This is a genomic window from Candidatus Nitrospira nitrificans (assembly GCF_001458775.1).
GTDB classification, from domain to species: Bacteria; Nitrospirota; Nitrospiria; order Nitrospirales; family Nitrospiraceae; genus Nitrospira_D; species Nitrospira_D nitrificans.
On the sequence record NZ_CZPZ01000001.1, the window covers coordinates 77,441 to 96,125 of the forward strand.

An 18,685-nucleotide genomic window follows, 5' to 3' on the forward strand; every position below is an offset into this window, starting at 1 on the left:
ACGACATCTCTCGACCGCGGTCGTATAAACGTAGTGCGCTCATAAGGTTAGGTTATTACGTAACCCCATTCGCTACAACAAAATCCGAATTCCGAGTCCGAATAAAATCCAGAGCGATACAAGGCCGAGCTGCCGGACGCGATTGGCAAAGGCATGGAGCAGCAACTCGAAAGAAAAGAAGAGCACCATCAGCTTGGCGGCGAAGACACCCAAGTGCGCAATGTCGGCGCTCACCTCGGGAAGCAGCGGGAGAGTTATCGCCAAAAACACCATCAGATAGTCGAGCGGTGTGGTTTGAAAACGGTTTTCCTCGTTGAACCGCAGACTCAAGAGAACCATCACGGCCACCACGACAAAAAATGCGTTGTGGAGCATCGCCACGGCGGATATGGATCGATATCGCGACGCTTCACAGGCATAGAGCAGGAAGGTCGTCCCGACATAGAGCCCACCACGAACAAAGTATGGCGCCACCTGAGGAGAGAACGAGAGGCCGGCCAACACAATCCCAAAAATGACGATCGAGAGGTACCCGACATCGGCCGGCACATTCGATGGGACAAATACCAGCGCAATGAGGAAACAGGGAACCGTCACGGCCAGAAACTGCATCGGTAGATCCGTCAACCAGGGACCACTCATCACTCGCCTCACGACCACATTCGAGAGGAAATGCCCACCTCGCGCCGCGAGATTGGGAAGAAGGCCGCGCCCTGCTGCGATGAACAGCAGCAAGACCGATCCTGTAATCAGGAGATAGAGGGGCAGGATCAATGTGTCGGACTGCCATCGCAGCGCATAGGCCAAGCCCAACATGCCTGCCTGAATCACATAAATGACGGTCACGGCCTCATAATGCGTGAACCCAAAGCGGAGCAGTTTATGATGAATATGCGCGCGATCGCCGATGAACGGAGAACGGCCTTCTGCCAACCGTTGTCCCGTCACCCCGAGCGTGTCCAAAAACGGCAAACCTAATAAAAAGAATGCGAGGCTTGGACTGAATGGGCCTCGCGAGGAATCCGTCAGCAGAACGGCGAGAACGCCCATGATGAATCCCAACAATTGACTGCCGCCGTCTCCCATAAAGATGCGAGCCGGATAGGTGTTGTAGCGTAGGAACCCTAAAAGCCCGCCCAGAAACGGGACCGTCAACAACAAGACGGTCGAGTCATTGGAAAGATAGGCCAAATAGGCAATCCCCGATAGCGTAATGAATGACAGACCACCGGCTAGCCCATCTAACCCGTCCGTCAGATTGACGGCGTTGGACACGCCGACCAGAAACACAACGGTCACACACATCCCAACCCATGCCGGCACCTCCACATCAGGGAGAAAGGGAAGAGCGGTAAACCAAATACCGCCGCCCAACACGACGGCAAGCGCGGCGAGCAACTGGCCGACGAGTTTGCTTCGATAGCCGAGATCGACGCGGTCGTCCCATACTCCGAACGCTACGATGGTCACGCATCCGAACAGCACTGAAAAGGTTGTCGCATCTCTCCCCCCCCACCAAGCGATTGAAACGCACGCGCCGACAGCAAAGGCAATCCCGCCGATCCGTGGAACCGGATGTTCATGAACTTTCCGACCTCCGGGCTGATCCATGATCTGAAACCGCTCTGCTATGAGCCGCAAGAGGGGGATCAGCGCCATGCACACAAGCAAGGCGGTCATGGAACTAAAGAACAGCTCGTTCACCATAGATAGGCTCTCAACGCTTTGATTACCGTCGTTCAGTCCGGCACGTACGTCGTCAGGGCTTGCCCGGCTGCAACCGCGAACTCCTGAAGACGTTGATCAACTATGGACTCGGATTCGCCTGGACCAACCAGCGATGCCAGTCTCACGAGGGCTCCATCAGTCCGTTGTCGGAAAAAGGCATCCCACACCAGATAGATTTTGACCAGATATTCACTGGTGAGATGTCGCTCGCGTTGCTTGAACCAGTACCAAACGATTTGCTTCTGGTCCCCCTTCTGAATGACCGCCCGATTGACTGTGAGCGGCTGCATCACCCCCTGGGACATCAGTAGTTCTCGTTGCGTCAGGGACGTGATTTCCCATCCGCCTCCCGGCAGACAACTTTGAGGCGAATGAGCTGATTGCCCCTTCCGTTGTGATCGGTAGTAGGCCGCATAGAAATTCACCGGCTGCTGATCATTCAATCGGTAGTCCGCCAGGACATAATCGTCGAACCGAAGCGTATCGATGTATTGTTGCTCGAGAGGAAACGACGATCCTTGCCAGCTGTCGATCTGCATCGGAAAATTGACGAACGCCGCTCGCGGAGGAGGACTTTCTTCACGATCCACAACCACCGTCGAGAACACAGTAAATGGTGCGAGCAGGGCTACGCTGCACAAATAGGCGGGGTGTGGAGACGATTGGATAAGGCCTGGTCCCATGCAGACGGATTGATGGGCGCAATCTTCTGATTGCTCTCTCCAGGTGAACCGGTCAAACAACGACCTGTGCGACTTCACCTTTCCTATTCTGGCTAAGAGCGCCATTTCTGCGATCAGCAACCCAAAACTCACCATGAAAATGACCCACCCTTCGAAGAGATGATAAAAGCCTTCCGCGGCGCCTCTCCCATAGAGTTCCACCAACACTCCGATCACGCCGATACGAAAACCGTTCAGCATGATCGAGATCGGAACTGACGAGAGCACGAGCACCACCCGTTTCCACATCTTGTCTTTGAACAGATACGAACAGAGCAGTGCCAGGGCAGTCAGCGGAAGCAGATATCGAACCCCGCTGCATGCCTCGACAACTTGGAGTTGCACCGGCCCCAGATCAATGACATTGCCTTCCCGATACGCCATCACACCAACAAGCTGTAAACATCCGACACCGAGGGATGAGGACCATAATTGGAGCTGGCTCGACAGATTCGCGTAAAAGAACATCGGTAGAGGGATCGCGCTCAGGAGATACCCGAGAGGAAACGCAATGATCTTGGCCCCATGAAGCCCGAGCAGCGTGACGGTCAACCCGACGAGTACGACCCACAAGGAGACGTGAAGGATGACAAACAGTGTGGACAATTCCCCCACCACATAGAGGATGAGCCCCAGCGCCATGACAGCAATACCCCACCACGAGTTCTCCCTCGCCACTTGACTGAGACGATGCCGAGATTGCCAAACCAAATACCCGCTAATGAAAGGCACGAAAACTCCGTGACTATAATCCTCAGTGCCCAACCACTGACTGAACAGGTAGGCCAGGCTCTCCGCGTACATGTAGCCCAACAGCGCCACGACCAGGGTTGAGGTGAAGATCAGATAGCGATTGCTAGTCATGCGACAGAAGTCACTCATATGATGATGAGGAATGAGTCACACGCGCTACGACGATCCGAAAGAGCGGGGCGAAAGCTGATTATCTATGGCAACCAGTGATCTGTCGATTGATTTTGAAGAAAGAACGGGCTTGATACCCACGGTGGGTATCAAGCCCCGGTCGTCAAAACGAGGTTTGCGATTAAGCCTTGGCTCCGCGGAGATTTCTTAACCCTCCCGCACCCAAACCGACCAACGAAATAAGACCTGCGCCGAACAGAAGAACTGCAGCCGGCAACGGGACTGCCGTCAGGTGAGCAAGCGAACCAACGATATAGTTTCCCGTCCCACCGAAGTCCAGCCGCCACTGATTTCTGGCAAACGAACTTAAGCTTGGCGGGGCGGTGGGAACATTCACGTCCCCGAACGCGTTCCCGCTTGGATCGCTGAGCGACAACTGAAAGCTAGACGGCAATACTCCATTGATTGCCCCACCCGTCACGGTGGAGAAGGCGGTGAGACTGTCGACCCCTGCCAGTGGAGGGCTGTTCAGCACCAACAGGCCATTGGCGCCGGAAGCATACGAGAATATATGGCCGTTAATGTTGAGGTTGAGTCCTGTGATCGAGTTGAGATACAGTCCCGTTCCAGGAATAATCGGAGCAGTACTGGTATCGAATGTGATATTGCCCGACATGACTCCAGTCCCCACGGTTGGGAACAGCACACCTCCAACCTCACCGATTGACCCGCTAAACGAAAAGCTGACAAGGCTGGCCTCCGATGGTCCGGCAACCAAGAGAACCGAACTCAATGCGATCGCCGGCAAGGCGAGTCGTCTACCAAATAGGCGCTTCATCATCCGCATAACACCACTCCTGCTAGAGGTTGACACATAAGGAACACGTGTGAACAGGGAAGCGTTCAGCAAATCCCAGGCCATCCAGGACCAGATGCATGTCACTGAAAACTAAGGAACACGATTGAGACTTTCGTCGGCAACTGTGTGCATGACACCACAACGATGTTCAATTATGTATGGGCCCTGTGCAGGGGGAAGCTACCTACCGCGTTTCCTCCTACCTGGCAAAACCCATTCATATCGTTGCAATGTCCCTGATGGATACCTCTCCAGTGCCCCTACCTTTTATTGGCCGTTCGGCATGCCCGGATCGAAGCGTGACCGGATGTTGTGGAGATCAGAGTTCTTCGGCAAGGTCATCTCACAGGGGTAGAAACCTCCTCATCCTCCAGAACTGTCTTCCCATCAACAGCCTCGAGCACAGAAGCGAGTTTTCTGGCGAGCACGATGCGATCGAAATGTTCAATGACATATCGGCGCCCATTCCTACCCAGCTGTTGGCACCGGTCAGTATTTTGAGAAAGCTCCAGAACACGCGCAGCGAGCTCCTCAGCCTGTTCCGGCTCAATACACACGCCTGCCTTGGCTGCTCGGATAAGATCCGCGCTCTCCCCTTCCACTCCAAGAATGATCGGCTTCGCCATCGCCAAGCTTTCAAAGATCTTCGAGGGGATGACCGTCTTGAACAGGTCTGATTTTTTCAGGAGAACGAGACTGATGTCGGATAACGCCCAGAAGTCGCGCATGCGGCTTTTGGGTTGCTGATCGACCATCATCACGTTGCCCAGCGCCATGTCGTCTCGCATCTGAAGAAGCGCCCGCCGCTCGGCTCCATCACCCACCATCAGGAAAACAATGTTGTTCGAGCCGCTTAATCGGTGGGCTGCATGAAAGATCGTTTCCAGATGGTGAGCCATGCCATGGGTCCCAAAATAGGACACCACGAACTTTTCTTTGACCCCAAGCTCTTCAGCAAGAGCACTCGCGCCATCCAACGGCGCATACTGATCCAGATCGACACCGTTTTTGACGACGTCGATTTTTCCAGCGTCGATGCCCTTGCCCAACATGTAGGCTTTGAACGAGTCGGTCACCGGCACGATTCGATCCGCCTTTCGATAGGCGAACCGCTCGATCCATTCCAACAGGGTAATGATTGTGGGGCTTTTAATCGCACCTACGGCAACGATCGATTCCGGCCATAGGTCACGGATCTCTAATACCCAGGGTATTCTCCTCAACTTGCTGACAACGTAGCCTGCGAGCCCATTGAAGAATTGAGGAGAGGTAGAAAGAACGACGTCTGCTTTGGGGAGAAAAATGGAGACCATGACTGCAGAACACATATACGAGATGTAGTTCAACGTTCGTTTGAGGAAACCTTCATTAGCCGTCACGAACGTCCAGACCCTGACAACGCTGATTCCGTCTCTCGTTTCTCGTTGATAGATCCGATTGCGGTATCCTTCGTAGACCTTTCCTTGAGGATGATTCGGCGCGCAGGTCACGACCGTCACATGATGCCCATCTCGGACCCATTGTCGACAATGTTCGTAAGCTCTCGTTGCCGGCGCGTTAACCTCGGGAGGGAAGTAATGTGACAGAAAGAGGATTCGCATGCTCGTGCGCCTGGGTTTGTCGGTTTCTCGTTTTCTGGATTCGATAACTCAGCTGGAGTGGACCTTCTCCAGAACAAGAAAAGGCTAGCACAGGGTTCTTCCGGCTCAAACCAAACTCAGGGAAATAGCATCCCGACCCACTCTGGACTCGGCAGGGACTCAGCGCCTCAATCATGGCAACAATCTCCCAACCTCGCTCGATTCTGAATGGACCCTCCCCCGATTCCAGGATTGTAAAATCGGGATGAATATGAACGAAACTTTCCATCCGATGTATTCCTCTTCCCTCCAATACATCCGTAACGACCCAACTTCCACATCCATCGTAAGAAATCTTCCTCTTGTGGATCGGCCTCCCCTTCAATCTCGTATATCCGTCATGAGCTCCTTCAAACAGGACCGACCCCTCTCCTGCCTTGTCGATATGGGCCTGGATCGGCCTCGCCCGCCGTGCCACCCGAAATACGCCCCACATTTCTGATTGTTCTTCTTCATCGACCATCACGGTATTATGAGCGCTCGTACTTCGCGCATAGGCCCGTTCCCGACTTAGCTCATAGTCATAGACCCCGCTATCGACCACAACTCGCCGTCCGTCAATCGCGAGCTCATAACTCAACGTATCACAATGGGCATGGCCGGGCTGATAGTCAGGACCGATCGGCCCACAATCAATAATGATCATATCGTCCGCCTTGCGACAGACATAGTAGCCGTTTGACGGAAAGGCATTGACCACCAGATCCTTTGTTGGCCTTGGTGTCTTGTATCCAATCACCCTCTCCGCGTAGTCGAAGATCCGATGAGGAGGTGGCGCAATGCCGAACGCCGAATCATTGAACAGGGGAATTGCTCCGTCCGGCAAGCAAATCGCGTGCAGGAAATCCAGGGCTGCGGTCACCTTGCCGCTAAATTCGCCCGCTATGTCACTTGAGATGGCAGCAGATGAGTTCTCAGCTAGATTCAATACATCAAGATAATCGACCAGGCAGATGGAGTGGTACATGGGGCTTCGCTCAAAATGCCCCCCATCGGCGAGAAACTGTTCCTTCAGTTCGCCTCGCAGAATGCCCAGGCCCTTTTGAAGCCATCGGTCTGCATCAACCCCCTCGAAGTACACTCCGGCGAAAAATAGAGCCACGCCATTTTTGAGATAGTGATTGGCCAGAATGTGATATTCGATGTTTTGTTCAAGCCACAGCGCTTGTTGATAGAGACTCTCAAGCCATTCATGCTTGGGCAGTCGATCACTTTCTTTAAGACCGGCCACCGCCCGCGACAAGAAAAACTTTACCCAATTCACGATTCTGAGCGAAGCCGTATAGGGCTCCCATGCATCTTCAGTCCCTGGTGGATTACTTCTAATCCAATCAGTAATCAGGAGACACTTGTTTTCAAAAGAACGCTGCGGATCATGCAAATAATCAAAATAGTGCAGGTTATACCGCCAAAGCTTCGGCATATCCCGACTGACCCAATCAATCCGCTCGGTGGGAATCGCGTTCGTGACATTCAAGAAATGAAATGTTGTTCCTCCGCTGGAAGTCTCTCGATCACACCAAGCCGTTACGAGTGCGATGGACATCCTCCGGTGAATCGGACCGGAAGGGAGGGGCACAGCCAATGAGGGAGGCAAGCGATGCGCAAGCAACTGCACTACTTGGCGAGGCTTTAGATGACTGAGCGTCCGAATCAGCAGCACTGCCTGATGGATCATGCACCTGTTTCCAAATTCCGCTTCATCGCGCTCAATGGAGGCGGTCAAACACATCGTGACGCATGCTAGTGATCTTATCGGATGTCCATGCGTAAAGGTCCAAGGTCGATGGGTTCCACCCGACCGATGAGCCGAAAAGGGCTTCAACGGTCTTGCGATCTAAGGCCGATAACAAGGCATAATCCTCCAAGCCCTCGCGGAACGCTTCCCAGCGTCGACTGCTGACGACCTGATTGTTCCCTTCGTAGACAACGGCCCAGTCCGGATACTTGCCGTCCACATCATTCCATGCCGAACTGCCGTTCGTGTCGCTATACGACCAAAAGCCGACACCTTTGGCCCCGAAAATCCAACTCCACCAGGCGAGCAATCGATAATGCTGCAAAGGCGAACCCAGTTTAGCGGGTGACGGCGGATTTCCATACAACCACCACGGCTTCTGTAATCCGGAAAAAAACATATGCGCCTGACCTCTCACGAACTCGAGATTCGGCTGCCAGATATCGATGACCTCATCCAACCGCCGCAGGTCATCCAGTGACGTGTGGCCGCTTTTCCCGGAGGTGGGATCGGCATAGACACGGATCTGAGAATCCGTGCTTTTGATTGCTCTCGCTACGGCTTCAAGAAACACGATGTTGTCGCCACGAGGTTCATCGACAGGATAGAGCGCCCATTGCTGCTTGCTGAAGCCGCGCTGGTCCAGATAGGTCGACATACGATCCAGCCATTGACTCAGGCGGCGCTTGGCATCCGAAGAGATGTCGGGGCGATGCTTGGAAAGTCCAAGCGGATTTCTCGTGACATCCCAGCCCAGGTACAAGAGGAGCATCCCCTGACCGCGTACAAGCCGGAGCATGTTATTGAAGGCTGCCCAGTGCTCGGCACTCCACATCCCGTCCAGCCCCACACCAGGGATATCAGCCGGATGGAGCACAAAGACATTGATGCCATGAGCCTGCAAGTCCTGAAAAGTTACATCGGGGTTGCGCCAGATTGGAGTATCGCGAATATAGGCCCAGTTGACAGCCGCCGGTTGAGTGGTCTGTGGCAACGGTGGATGCACAATGATCTCACCTGAAATTGTCGTCGCCTCGGCTCCGCCCTCCCTCAACGCTGCAACTGTGAATGTATGGGTCCCCACGGGAATCAAGCGAAGATCAAGCGAGATCCAGGCATAGTTGAGGCGTTCGGCGCGAAGTGCCAGCTTTCGGTCTGTGCCGAGCGGCACAAGCGGGTCATAGACCAACTGCCCGCTGGCGGCCACGACCGGAGCCACGTAGAATAGGCGGACTGCTTCCGAGGGAACTCCTGTCACTTGAAGACGGACGTCTGTCATTGCGCCGGACGCCCAAGTCTTGAGGCCCACACAGATGGACTCTTGTTCACCTTGAAATCCCTCTACGACCACTCGCTTAGGGACCTTGTTCAGTTGGGGAGTAGCCAAATCAGATGGCAACGCGCCCCATGGATCCTGGAGCCACATCACAACATTGACGCCGGCAGGAGCCGGTGGACTTTGAGGGCTGGGGGTCAGGGCACGGGCCATGAGATTGTCCCGCAAACTCTCCGTGCTGTCGGTGAGCGCCTGTGTTTTCGATCCGACCAAGCGCTCTTTCGGCAGAGCACCGGCTTTCCCGCTGTCATCCCAGACTACTTCATCGACAAAGAGAAACTCCCCGCCGGCATGCAAGACCACCAGAAGCCCTGTCCCCGCAAAAGACACCGGCACGGTGATCCAATGATGCGCTTTGTCGGCCAGCTGCTTGCTAATCGGCGATCCACTGCCGGTTTTGTAATAAGTACCGTCCGCCCCCTTCGAATAAACATCGATTTGGCGTGGAACATCCACCTCGGCATAGAGACCCTTGGCTGTATGAATGCGCAAGGTCCCCTGCCGTGATTCCATCGATTGCGTCCGCTCGCGCCCAAGCTCGATTGAAAGCGTGACGGGAGTGGCATGCGCCCATCCCACAGCGTCTCGCTTCGTCCACATCGGGAATGCCGCCGTCGCTCCATCCGTTAATTGGAGGGCATCATTGTGATCACTCGTCGTCGCATAGTTGGGCGGATGAGAAAATTCCCGCACTAGGATTTTGGTCGTCTCAGCCGAACAGAGCTCTGCCAGCGTGCCGTTTATCACAAGCCCTACGACCGCACACCACCAGGTGATTGCACGTGTGTAACTCCGCATATCCCCTCCCCTATTCTCTTATGACGCAATGGATTGCAAGCAGTTAGGCCGCCCGTTGGAGCCAGCGTTCCAACGTAGCAAGGCCCCATAAAAACGTTGAATTGTCACGGCGAGATGTCTCGAACGCTTCCACCTGCTGGCGTACAAAGCGCTTCTCGAGTACGGTATTCACGCGAGCAGTCGAACTCAGGAGATACTCTTTCAAGACGGGCAGATTGTCTCTCAGCATAGCCCGAATGGGAGGATTGAAGGGGCGTTTTGGTTGCCTCACAACAGCGGCTGTTAGGTCCTGGGCATAGGGCACGGTCACCAAGGCTTTCTTTTGCTTCTGAACTTTGATCCTTGACGGAAGACCGAGAATACCGTGAATCAAAATGGTCGATAAAAAAGGGGTGCGCAATTCAAGCGAATGCGCCATGCTGGTCCGATCCGCGCTCTGCAACAAATTACAGGGCACAAATGATTTCATATCAACGATAGCGGCGGCGCGCATCGGGTCCGCTTGGTGACGGGTGAACGTGGCCAGCAACTGCCTATAGAAGTCAGTACGGGCATCGGCGATGCCGGAGGCGAACGACAACGCTGGCGTATCAAGATACGTCGACCAATCCAGGAAGGCTTCAGCCATTGGCTTTCCCAACGTACAGAGAAATTGTTTGGCACGACGAACAGACACTGCCGTCGCCCCAGTCTCCGGAAGCCCCATGAACAGCCCTCGTAAGGCCCGATGCACAAGCGAGGGCCAGCGCTGCATCGCAGCAAATCGAGTCAGCGCGTGATAACGTGGATATCCGATCAGCAACTCATCCCCTCCGTCACCGACCAGACAGACCTTGCATGATCCGGCAGCCTTCGCCGCAATCATATCCGACACAATGGCGGTCGAGTTGCCGAACGGCTGATCAAAAAGGGCAACCACCCGATCAAGAGTCGTACAAAAATCCAACTGCGTGAACGAAATGGTCTCATTGGTTAAACCACGGCCATGGGCAATCTGCTTGGCCTGCCGGCTTTCATCGGCCTGACCCATATACTCCAGCGTAAATGTCTCCAGCGGGTACTGAAGCGGAACGTCCTTCATCGCTGCCAAGATCGCATTCGAATCGATACCTGCGCTGAGGAATAGACCCACGCGCACATCGCTGATCAGCCGGCGCTGCACGCTCTGGGAAAAGAGCCGACGGAAGCGCTCAGCGGCTTCCGGAAAAGAGATCGAGTCGGGGTGGCCCAGCCGGGACTCGACATCGTAGTATTCGTGTAGGACCGGCGCGGTCCGATCATCCAGTCTCATCTTGAAATAGTGACCCGGGGGCAACTCCTGAATGCCTTGATAGAGCGTGTGAGGGGGCGCCGTGTAGAGAAATCGCAAATAGTCCAGGAGGCCGATCCGGTCCAGCGATGTATCGACATCCCCTAACGTCAACAGACTCTTGATCTCAGACGCAAATGCAAAGCGCGGACTTCCCTGAAGCGTCGTGAAGGAATAGTAGAGCGGCTTTTCCCCAATCTGGTCGCGAACCAGCAACAGCGTGTGCTCATCACGATCGGCGAGACAAAAGGCAAACATGCCTTCTAATTGCGCCAGGCCCGCTGTGCCATAGCGAATCATCCATTGCAGCAGCACTTCCGTATCGGAAGTCGTACGAAACCGGTGTCCAAGCGCTTCAAGGTCCGCCCGCAGTTCTTGGAAATTGTAAATTTCCCCATTGAAGACCAGTGCGTAACGACGACAATCCGAGAGAAACGGTTGATGGCTCCGCTGGTCGAGATCAAGGATGCTGAGGCGAACATGGCCGAGGTAGCCGCGCCGGTTCGGAAGGGCCATCGTGCCGAAATGGTCGGGACCGCGATGCCGAATGCGGGTCAGCATCGTACGGAGCGCCGCCTCGTCGTAGCCGATGACACCGGCAATCCCACACATGTCAGCCTCGCCGTCCTGCCGTCAGCCCTTCACAGAGCCGAATGAAATACGTCGTCCATTGTTCGGCATCAAACTCGGTCGCCTTCTGCCGAGCGCCTGCCCTCAACCGCGCGCGAAGCGCTTCCGAAGTCATGATCTGCCGCATCGCACGCGCGAGGCCCTCGACATCACGCGGTTCGATAAGAATCCCTGTCTCCGACGTCACGATCTCCGGAATCCCTCCCCACCTGGTGGCAATGACAGGAATCCCTGCGCAATAGGCTTCCAGGATGACCCCGGGGTAACCTTCCCCCTTCCAATAAGTCGGGAGAAGCAACGCATCATACCCTTGCAAAGTCGATACAACGCGCTCGTTTGCAAGCAATCCGCAATAGGTCACTGAGGCCTGATCGAAAGTGGATTCAGTAATGCCCTCTTGCATTGGCCCATAGACGTCGACCCTGACATTCTCAGTCCGCAGTAATTTGCACGCTTCCATCAGTTCTGGAATCCCTTTGCTCGGTTTGACGTGCCCGACATACACAAAGCGACCGCCCCGAGGCTTACTGCCATTCTGCCGTTGAATTGCCGGGTCGATTTTTCGGCTATTGGGATACCAGTGCACTGCGCTTTTCGTAAGGGCTCGGAAAAATCGCACGGACGATTGCCGTTCCAACAACACCGCATCCGCGCTGAATACGGTTGACCTGCAGAGGAATCGTCGAACCGGCCCGATGGACTGATACCACTCATCGCCGCACCCGCCAAAAGCCCTAAAGATCCATTTTTTTCTGAAGACACGACAGAAGATATGAACAAAGGGGCCGAAGAGAAGCGCACCTTGCATCGAAGCATGAAAGGACACGACATCCGCACTGGCGATGTGGTGAATCATTTTGACCAAACTCAGAAGGCCTTGGAGACAGGTCGACACAAGCCCTTGAGACAACCGCGACGTGTTAATGAGCGTCACGGAAAGCGAGGGCGTCTGCTGAAGTCCGTCGATCAGGTTTTTGAAGAGGACAGTGGTTCCACCGACGGGAGGAGGCATTCCACCGATCATAAGAACGCGCCTTGCCGGAAGAAGCATTTCGGCCATATCAGATGCCATCACGATAAAAAATTCCAGTAAGGTTTAAGCCGGGAGTTCGGGTAGAGAGCCCAATACGCAACGATTAATCGACGATACTAATCCGGTCATCAAAGAATAGGCGGCATCTGCACTCATATAGTCCCCGCGCGTCGCGGATAGAAATGAATCGCACTCCACATCCTTTGTCACGCGCGTCGCCGTTCGAGATGTGATTCCGAATCGATCTCATACAAATATCGATAGCGGCTCCAATTCGCTTCCAGCGTCAGATGTTCTACGGCATAGCGAGACGCGCATGCGCGCAGCAGATCGAAATCGGGACGTGCGAGAAATCGGATCACCTGCTCCGCGAGATCAGCTGTCTCATCCAACAAGAGGCCGATGTCTCTCTTGGGGAGGTCGTCGCTGTAATCTCCGATTCCTTTCGTCATCACCAGGGGAAGTCCGCATGCTAAATACTCCGCGACTTTGATGGGGCTGGCGACATTATTCACTACGGTGTCGTATCGCATGATAATCCCTGCATCGCAGCCTGAGAGATAGCGCGCCACCTGATGATGCGGGCATGATTTCACAACATAGCGATCACAATGTGGAGAGGATGCAATTGTTCCTGAAAATGCGTCCGGATCAGGAGTCAAAACGACAAACCGGACATGTTGAGTCAGATGAGCGACCTGTTCAAACAGCATCAGAATTTCTTCTATGCGTTGCCAGGGCGCGGTGCCGCCTGAATAACAAAGAACCCTGTCTTTATCTCCTGCTCGCATTTCCCGGCGCATTGTCTTGCGCCAGCTTCGATCGACTGAGAACCGTTCGGGGTCATAACAGGAAGGAATGACGACCGCGCAAGCTCGGCCGATTTGATGGTCGATATGACGCGCCAGCTTTTCCGAGACCGTCGCAAGTCTTGCAGCATGCGTCATCTCGTGGGATTCCAGCAAATTGATGATCCAAGAACGTACGCCGCGGAGAGGCCCCGCTAACGCGCATTCTTCCGATACCACGCCACGAACATCATAGATAGAAATTGCATTGTTCTCCTTGGCCAAATGTCTGCCGAACATGGAAGCCATGAAGGATCGCGAGTAGACATGAGTCGGAGCAAAGGATTTGATCAGATGCCTTGCCTCTGTGAAGGCTTTGTATGTCGTGTATCCCAAATTCAACGCGTTGGGACGCGCGGCATATAACCCAAATATTCTGGCCTGAATACCGTAGGTATTTTGAATGTGAAGCTCGGTTCGTCGTGCCTCCGGATTTGATCGGTCGGTTCCTATAAAAAGACACGTGACGCCCCGCCGAGACAGAAATCCTGCGACGACGAGCACTTGCGACTCCAAGACGCTGCTATTCGAGGCCGGCCATTCCGGCACAAAAAAGACTACCCTGGACCGCATAGACTTCATGCCTCGCCTATTATCCGATGGTGGGAAACGATGGGCGGAGGCTGGTCCGCTGTGGCATGACGGCTTACCGTAAACATGGCGGCATACATCCCCAGCGCCAGCCAAAACAACTTGACATCCTGATACGTGACCGTGGAAATCATAAAGCAAAACCCGATTAGTCCCGCCCGCGTCATCGCGCTCAGCTCGATCTCCCGAGAGTCACATGCATGCGGAACGCCTGCATGCAGTCGTTGTCCGATTCGGACGGCGGTAACGATCACCATGAGATACAGCAGAAATCCCACCAGCCCCGTTTCCGCCAATACTTGGAGATAACTGTTATGAACAGCCCCATGGTACCGATCGTAAAACGACGACATGCCGCTCCCGAACACCGGAGACTCAAGCCACATGTCGATCGCTTGCTGCCAAAGATCAAAGCGACCCGTCGCGCCTTCCTGCACGGCTCCGCCGATGCCGAAGATTCTCTTATGCAAAGACGGAATCAGTGTGACGGCTGCAATAAACACTCCTCCCAAGAGTCCCAGTGGAACCACAGCCTGAGCAAGGTTTCCACGTAAGAGATACAGCCCGCCGATCAAAGCGATCACGAGAAATCCGCTCCGACTGTAGGTCCCCACGCAGGCGACGGCAGTCAACCCTGCGATTACCGTCCAGAATATTTTGCTGCTCCCCCGGCTGTTGCGGTAAAAGGCCAATGCCATGGCAAAGGGGAATGCAAGACCCGCACTCGTGTAGTTCGGTTCCTCTCCAGGCAGCAAGAATCGCCGACCGGTCTCTCCTCCATGACGGATGTGAATACGATGCTCAAGGTCGAATGCATCATTCGCAAACATCTTCTCCATGGTGCGATACAACACGGTATCATCGCCCATGTAGATGTGAATCGCTTTCACGAGAGTAGCCAGGCCGGCAACGATCGCCCACCAGCTCAACACTCGCCTGAGATCATCGGATGATCGAATCGAAACAGAGAGAATGCCGAGAAGCACGATGCCTTCAAGATATTTCTTGTAGTACGTCAGCGCCAACATGATGTTGTCCGAAAACATCGTTTGTATGGTGACGAACAATACAAACACCCCCGCCCAGAGCAGTACGCGGCTAGGTCGCAGCAACAAACCAGCCAACGAAGCCGGATTCATCAGGACGGTGCGGACAAGCACCAGGGACGCGGTCACAGTGAAAATATTCGGCAGGCCGACGGTGATCGCCGGAGCGTAAAAAATCAACAGTAGTATCAGCAGCCCATTGCTGGGGTTGCGGACGATAAGAATGGTGGCAATGAGCAAGAAGACTGTCGGAGCGGCGACACCAAGACTGATGACGGAGCACACCAGCACCAGTCCCCACAAACACATAAGCAACGAGACATCTATCCAACTCAACTCCAACGGCTTCATGTCGGACGTCGAACGGGACTCGTGCTTGTGCGTGGGCGCGGTGAGTCTCTCTTCCGCGCCGGTATTGCCTATGATTTCACATGCAGACATATGAGACCAGGACCCGCTTGAGTTACGACGATACAACCGGACGTAACGGACGCAGGCTCAGGTGCGCACCTCCTCAGAAATCCTGGAACGGATAACCTTCGCCGGATTCCCGCCGACAATGGCATACGCAGGCACGTTGTTTTTGACGACCGCTCCTGCGCCCACAATCGCGCCCTTCCCGATCGTGACACCCTTAAGAATGATGGCATTCGCCCCAATCCAGACGTCGTCTTCAATCATGATGCGATCGTACTCACCCATTCCTTGGTCCATCATCGGAATATCGACTCGATCCCATTTGTGATACCGGCCATAGATGGTGACCCGAGGTCCCATCATGACATCACGCCCTATCACGAGGTCTGCGCGAATGAACGCATCGATTCCGATCCCGCTCCTATGGCCGATCTCAATTGTGTCGCCGAACATGAAATCCGCCCCGTGCTCGATATTGACGGCATGACCACATCGTCGAAATAGTCTGCGACAACAAGCTCTGCGTAACCGTTGTCCAAACTGTCCGAGAGGATACGAGCTGATGGGTAAATGCTTGGCCACTCCATGGTAGAGGATAAAAAACGTCCACTTCTTGATCTTTGCAAAATCCACATTACTCCCTACTGACAGCAGAGAAGATCTCGATACAGGGTGGCGATTTTCCGACCGACCTCCCCCCAGGACGCCATCAACGACGCGGCCGCTTGGAGGCGATTATCAGAAGGGCGGTGCAATTCTCCGGCAATCAAGACGGACAATGCGGCAATGTCGGAAGGGTCGAATCGGGCTACGTGGGGAACCAGGTCGAGGTGCAGCGGGAAAGAGCGAGCGGCGATAATGTTGCATCCCGCCAAAGCCGCTTCGTAGAGACTCAACGGCATCACTTCAGAAAAACTCGGTAAGGCAAACAGGGTTGCCGCAGAAAACGCAGACGCAAGCATCGGATCGTCGTGGCGAAGCTCGCCGATAAACAACACCTTCGCTTTAGACGCCGCCTCGTGGCACTGCCGATGATACTCTTGATATTTTTCATGGATGCGCCCTATCAAAACCAATGAGGCATCCGATCCCTGCATCGCCCGAATGAGCGCCAATTGATTCTTATTCGGCTCTATGGAGCCCACGGCCAAGACAAACCTATCCACGCCATAGTGCTGAATGAAAAGAGCTGGATCTCCTTTCAGAAACCGCGTGTCGATGCCGTTCGGGACAATGGTGATGCGTTTCCGAGCTACATCGGGGAATGCGTGGGAAAGCAAGGCCTCTTCCTCGCGATTCAACACCAGAATCTGAGATGCCATGTCCAGCATGTGTCGAGCGCGCGTCAAATCGCTGTACATTCCAGGAAGTGAGCGGGACAGGAGCGCCTTGATTCGCGTCAACAACACCCCGTGACGAAAGGCACTGAACACCGGAGAAATAACGATGGGTTTGCGTAGCGTCCGAGCTCGTTCCAGATGCGACAGCATCGATCCGTCGATACTGAAGACATGACACAGATCTACGTCCGGAATTTGATTGCTCCACGGATCATAGAACACGACCTCGACCCCGAGTTCAGCGAGTGCCTTGGCGGTCTCCTCAATCTGAATCTGTAATCCGCCGCGATTGAGGCCGATCCGCGGATATGTCAGAAATAAGACCCTCATAGGCGTTTAACGGATGCCGGTTCGAGAAGTACGCCCGATGGAGCCGGAGAGGTCGGCGTACGTTTCACCAGGCCGACCAGCATCGCTCGGAATGCCTTGACATCATCCCCTAACAACGCTCCGGTGATGACTAGGAACACGATCGTCAGACAGGCGAGGCCAAACTCAATTACAAAGGACTGTGGCACATTCACCACCAGGCCGAGGCAGACCAACAGCGGCACTGCGACTCTGAGAAACCCCACAGCCAATCTGCATCGCTCTGTCCCGTCTGCTCCGAGCAGCCATGCCCCCACCAGGTTGCCGACAAAGGCCGTGACGAGTAATGCCAGGGCGGCGCCGAATCCATGATAGCGCGGGACCAAGACCGTCGCGGCAATCAGCATGACGACGAACTGAGGCAATGTCAGCAGAAACGCAGCCCTTGATTGTCCATTCCCGATCAAGATGACCGAATAGAGATAGTTGATCACAGTAAAAACCGCCCACACGCTCAACGTCTGCATGATGTGCACGCCCATGGCGTATTTCTCAGAATAGAGCAGGGTCATCAACGGGCTCGAGAGCCAGATTAGACCGGTGGCGACCACCGCCAAGAGCGCCGACATTATCCGGATCAACCTCGTTTGCGGATTCGTCCCGGCATTATCTTGCGAGGAGACATACCCCAACAGTGTCGGGCGGATAGACTCAAACACTCGCTGCAGGGCACTCGGCACTTGCATCGCGGCGGAGTAGACGGCGAGCGCTGCGGGTCCCAGGTACGTCGTCAGGAGGGTATCCGCCGTCCGCACCATCGCCACCGACATCATGGAACAGCCGTATAACCACCCCCCAAATTTGAAGATCTGTGAGCGTTGTGGGTGATGAAATTGTGGAATAAATACGAACGGCATCCATGCCCACGCGAGGCTGATGCCGATGAGACGAGAAATGATCATGCCCCAAAGGAGTGAGCCGACACCGAACCCTATCAATAACCCACCGATGGACAGAATCGCGCGCAGGGTTTCCATCCCGGCACTCAATATGGAAAGCCTCCTAAATTGCCTCGCCCCGATCAGGAGTGCCATCGAAACTTGTGTTGTCGCTGTGAGGAATGCTACAGGAGCCGCGAGAACCGCATGGTCGTGAAAGTATTGGTACGGCCATAGCGATGTCACGAACGGCAAGAGACAGATCACGCCAAGAGATGCAGCCAATGCGGTCAGTGCCGCTATTGTCATGATATATCGGGATGTGTGAGTGAAATTCGGGGAAGTCACGGATAAAGAAGAAAGCGTTTTAATCGCAGTATTCTGGAAACCAATATCACCGAATAATGCCGTACACTGCGCAAGCAGCATCACAAGAAAAAATGCCCCCAGCTCTTCCTGAGATAAAAGACGAGCGGCGACCATAACGGTGATGAGCGAGGCTGCCATCCCTAACAGGTTCGCTCCCCCGGACATAAGTA

13 protein-coding genes are annotated in these 18,685 nt (G+C 54.5%); all 13 read right to left on the reverse strand.

The genetic code is table 11. The annotated features are described in order from the left end of the window. Positions 1-72 precede the first annotated feature (72 nt). Entirely contained in the window at positions 73-1,707 is a 1,635-nt protein-coding gene (locus tag COMA2_RS00355) for a glycosyltransferase family 4 protein (RefSeq protein ID WP_090893635.1), read from the reverse strand. Positions 1,708-1,739: 32 nt separating this feature from the next. Further along, a complete protein-coding gene (gene xrtD / locus COMA2_RS00360; RefSeq protein ID WP_175304286.1) occupies positions 1,740-3,314 on the reverse strand; it encodes a VPLPA-CTERM-specific exosortase XrtD in 1,575 nt (524 codons plus the stop codon). Positions 3,315-3,495: 181 nt separating this feature from the next. Beyond that, positions 3,496-4,161, reverse strand: a complete 666-nt coding sequence (locus tag COMA2_RS00365) for a hypothetical protein (RefSeq protein ID WP_090893639.1) — start codon at positions 4,159-4,161, stop codon at positions 3,496-3,498. Between the two features lie 350 nt (positions 4,162-4,511). Then, positions 4,512-5,774, reverse strand: a complete 1,263-nt coding sequence (locus tag COMA2_RS00370) for a glycosyltransferase family 4 protein (protein ID WP_090893641.1) — start codon at positions 5,772-5,774, stop codon at positions 4,512-4,514. Further along, on the reverse strand, positions 5,731-7,290 hold the full coding sequence (locus tag COMA2_RS00375; protein ID WP_175304287.1) for a heparinase II/III family protein: 1,560 nt from the start codon (positions 7,288-7,290) through the stop codon (positions 5,731-5,733). The genes COMA2_RS00370 and COMA2_RS00375 overlap by 44 nt, the downstream gene beginning before the upstream one ends. Before the next feature lie 232 nt (positions 7,291-7,522). Further along, positions 7,523-9,685: a glycoside hydrolase domain-containing protein gene (locus COMA2_RS00380; protein ID WP_090893645.1), complete on the reverse strand. Its 2,163-nt coding sequence runs from the start codon at positions 9,683-9,685 to the stop codon at positions 7,523-7,525. 43 nt (positions 9,686-9,728) lie between these two features. Next, entirely contained in the window at positions 9,729-11,606 is a 1,878-nt protein-coding gene (asnB, locus tag COMA2_RS00385; RefSeq protein WP_090893647.1) for an asparagine synthase (glutamine-hydrolyzing), read from the reverse strand. Position 11,607: 1 nt separating this feature from the next. Further along, positions 11,608-12,648 carry a glycosyltransferase family 4 protein gene (locus COMA2_RS00390; RefSeq protein WP_175304288.1) on the reverse strand — a complete coding sequence of 347 codons (1,041 nt, stop codon included), beginning with the start codon at positions 12,646-12,648 and terminating at the stop codon, positions 11,608-11,610. A 215-nt stretch (positions 12,649-12,863) separates the two neighbouring features. After that, on the reverse strand, positions 12,864-14,078 hold the full coding sequence (locus COMA2_RS00395) for a glycosyltransferase (protein WP_175304289.1): 1,215 nt from the start codon (positions 14,076-14,078) through the stop codon (positions 12,864-12,866). Between the two features lie 5 nt (positions 14,079-14,083). Beyond that, positions 14,084-15,583 carry an O-antigen ligase family protein gene (locus COMA2_RS00400; protein WP_090893652.1) on the reverse strand — a complete coding sequence of 500 codons (1,500 nt, stop codon included), beginning with the start codon at positions 15,581-15,583 and terminating at the stop codon, positions 14,084-14,086. Positions 15,584-15,640: 57 nt separating this feature from the next. Further along, positions 15,641-16,192, reverse strand: coding sequence for an acyltransferase (locus COMA2_RS20860; RefSeq protein ID WP_281176414.1), 552 nt, complete (start codon positions 16,190-16,192; stop codon positions 15,641-15,643). 8 nt (positions 16,193-16,200) lie between these two features. Continuing rightward, positions 16,201-17,229 (reverse strand): glycosyltransferase family 4 protein, encoded by a 1,029-nt coding sequence (locus COMA2_RS00410; protein ID WP_090893654.1) that lies wholly within the window; start codon positions 17,227-17,229, stop codon positions 16,201-16,203. After that, a complete protein-coding gene (locus tag COMA2_RS00415) occupies positions 17,226-18,680 on the reverse strand; it encodes an oligosaccharide flippase family protein (RefSeq protein WP_090893655.1) in 1,455 nt (484 codons plus the stop codon). The genes COMA2_RS00410 and COMA2_RS00415 overlap by 4 nt, the downstream gene beginning before the upstream one ends. Between the last annotated feature and the right edge of the window lie 5 nt (positions 18,681-18,685).

Excerpts from the sequence above, each read along its gene's own strand:
- COMA2_RS00355 (WP_090893635.1), bottom strand. The coding sequence starts at position 1,707 with ATGGTGAACGAGCTGTTCTTTAGTTCCATGACCGCCTTGCTTGTGTGC.
- xrtD (WP_175304286.1), bottom strand. The coding sequence starts at position 3,314 with ATGACTAGCAATCGCTATCTGATCTTCACCTCAACCCTGGTCGTGGCG.
- COMA2_RS00365 (WP_090893639.1), bottom strand. The coding sequence starts at position 4,161 with ATGCGGATGATGAAGCGCCTATTTGGTAGACGACTCGCCTTGCCGGCG.
- COMA2_RS00370 (WP_090893641.1), bottom strand. The coding sequence starts at position 5,774 with ATGCGAATCCTCTTTCTGTCACATTACTTCCCTCCCGAGGTTAACGCG.
- COMA2_RS00380 (WP_090893645.1), bottom strand. The coding sequence starts at position 9,685 with ATGCGGAGTTACACACGTGCAATCACCTGGTGGTGTGCGGTCGTAGGG.
- asnB (WP_090893647.1), bottom strand. The coding sequence starts at position 11,606 with ATGTGTGGGATTGCCGGTGTCATCGGCTACGACGAGGCGGCGCTCCGT.
- COMA2_RS00390 (WP_175304288.1), bottom strand. The coding sequence starts at position 12,648 with ATGATCGGTGGAATGCCTCCTCCCGTCGGTGGAACCACTGTCCTCTTC.
- COMA2_RS00395 (WP_175304289.1), bottom strand. The coding sequence starts at position 14,078 with ATGCGGTCCAGGGTAGTCTTTTTTGTGCCGGAATGGCCGGCCTCGAAT.
- COMA2_RS00400 (WP_090893652.1), bottom strand. The coding sequence starts at position 15,583 with ATGTCTGCATGTGAAATCATAGGCAATACCGGCGCGGAAGAGAGACTC.
- COMA2_RS00410 (WP_090893654.1), bottom strand. The coding sequence starts at position 17,229 with ATGAGGGTCTTATTTCTGACATATCCGCGGATCGGCCTCAATCGCGGC.
- COMA2_RS00415 (WP_090893655.1), bottom strand. The coding sequence starts at position 18,680 with ATGTCCGGGGGAGCGAACCTGTTAGGGATGGCAGCCTCGCTCATCACC.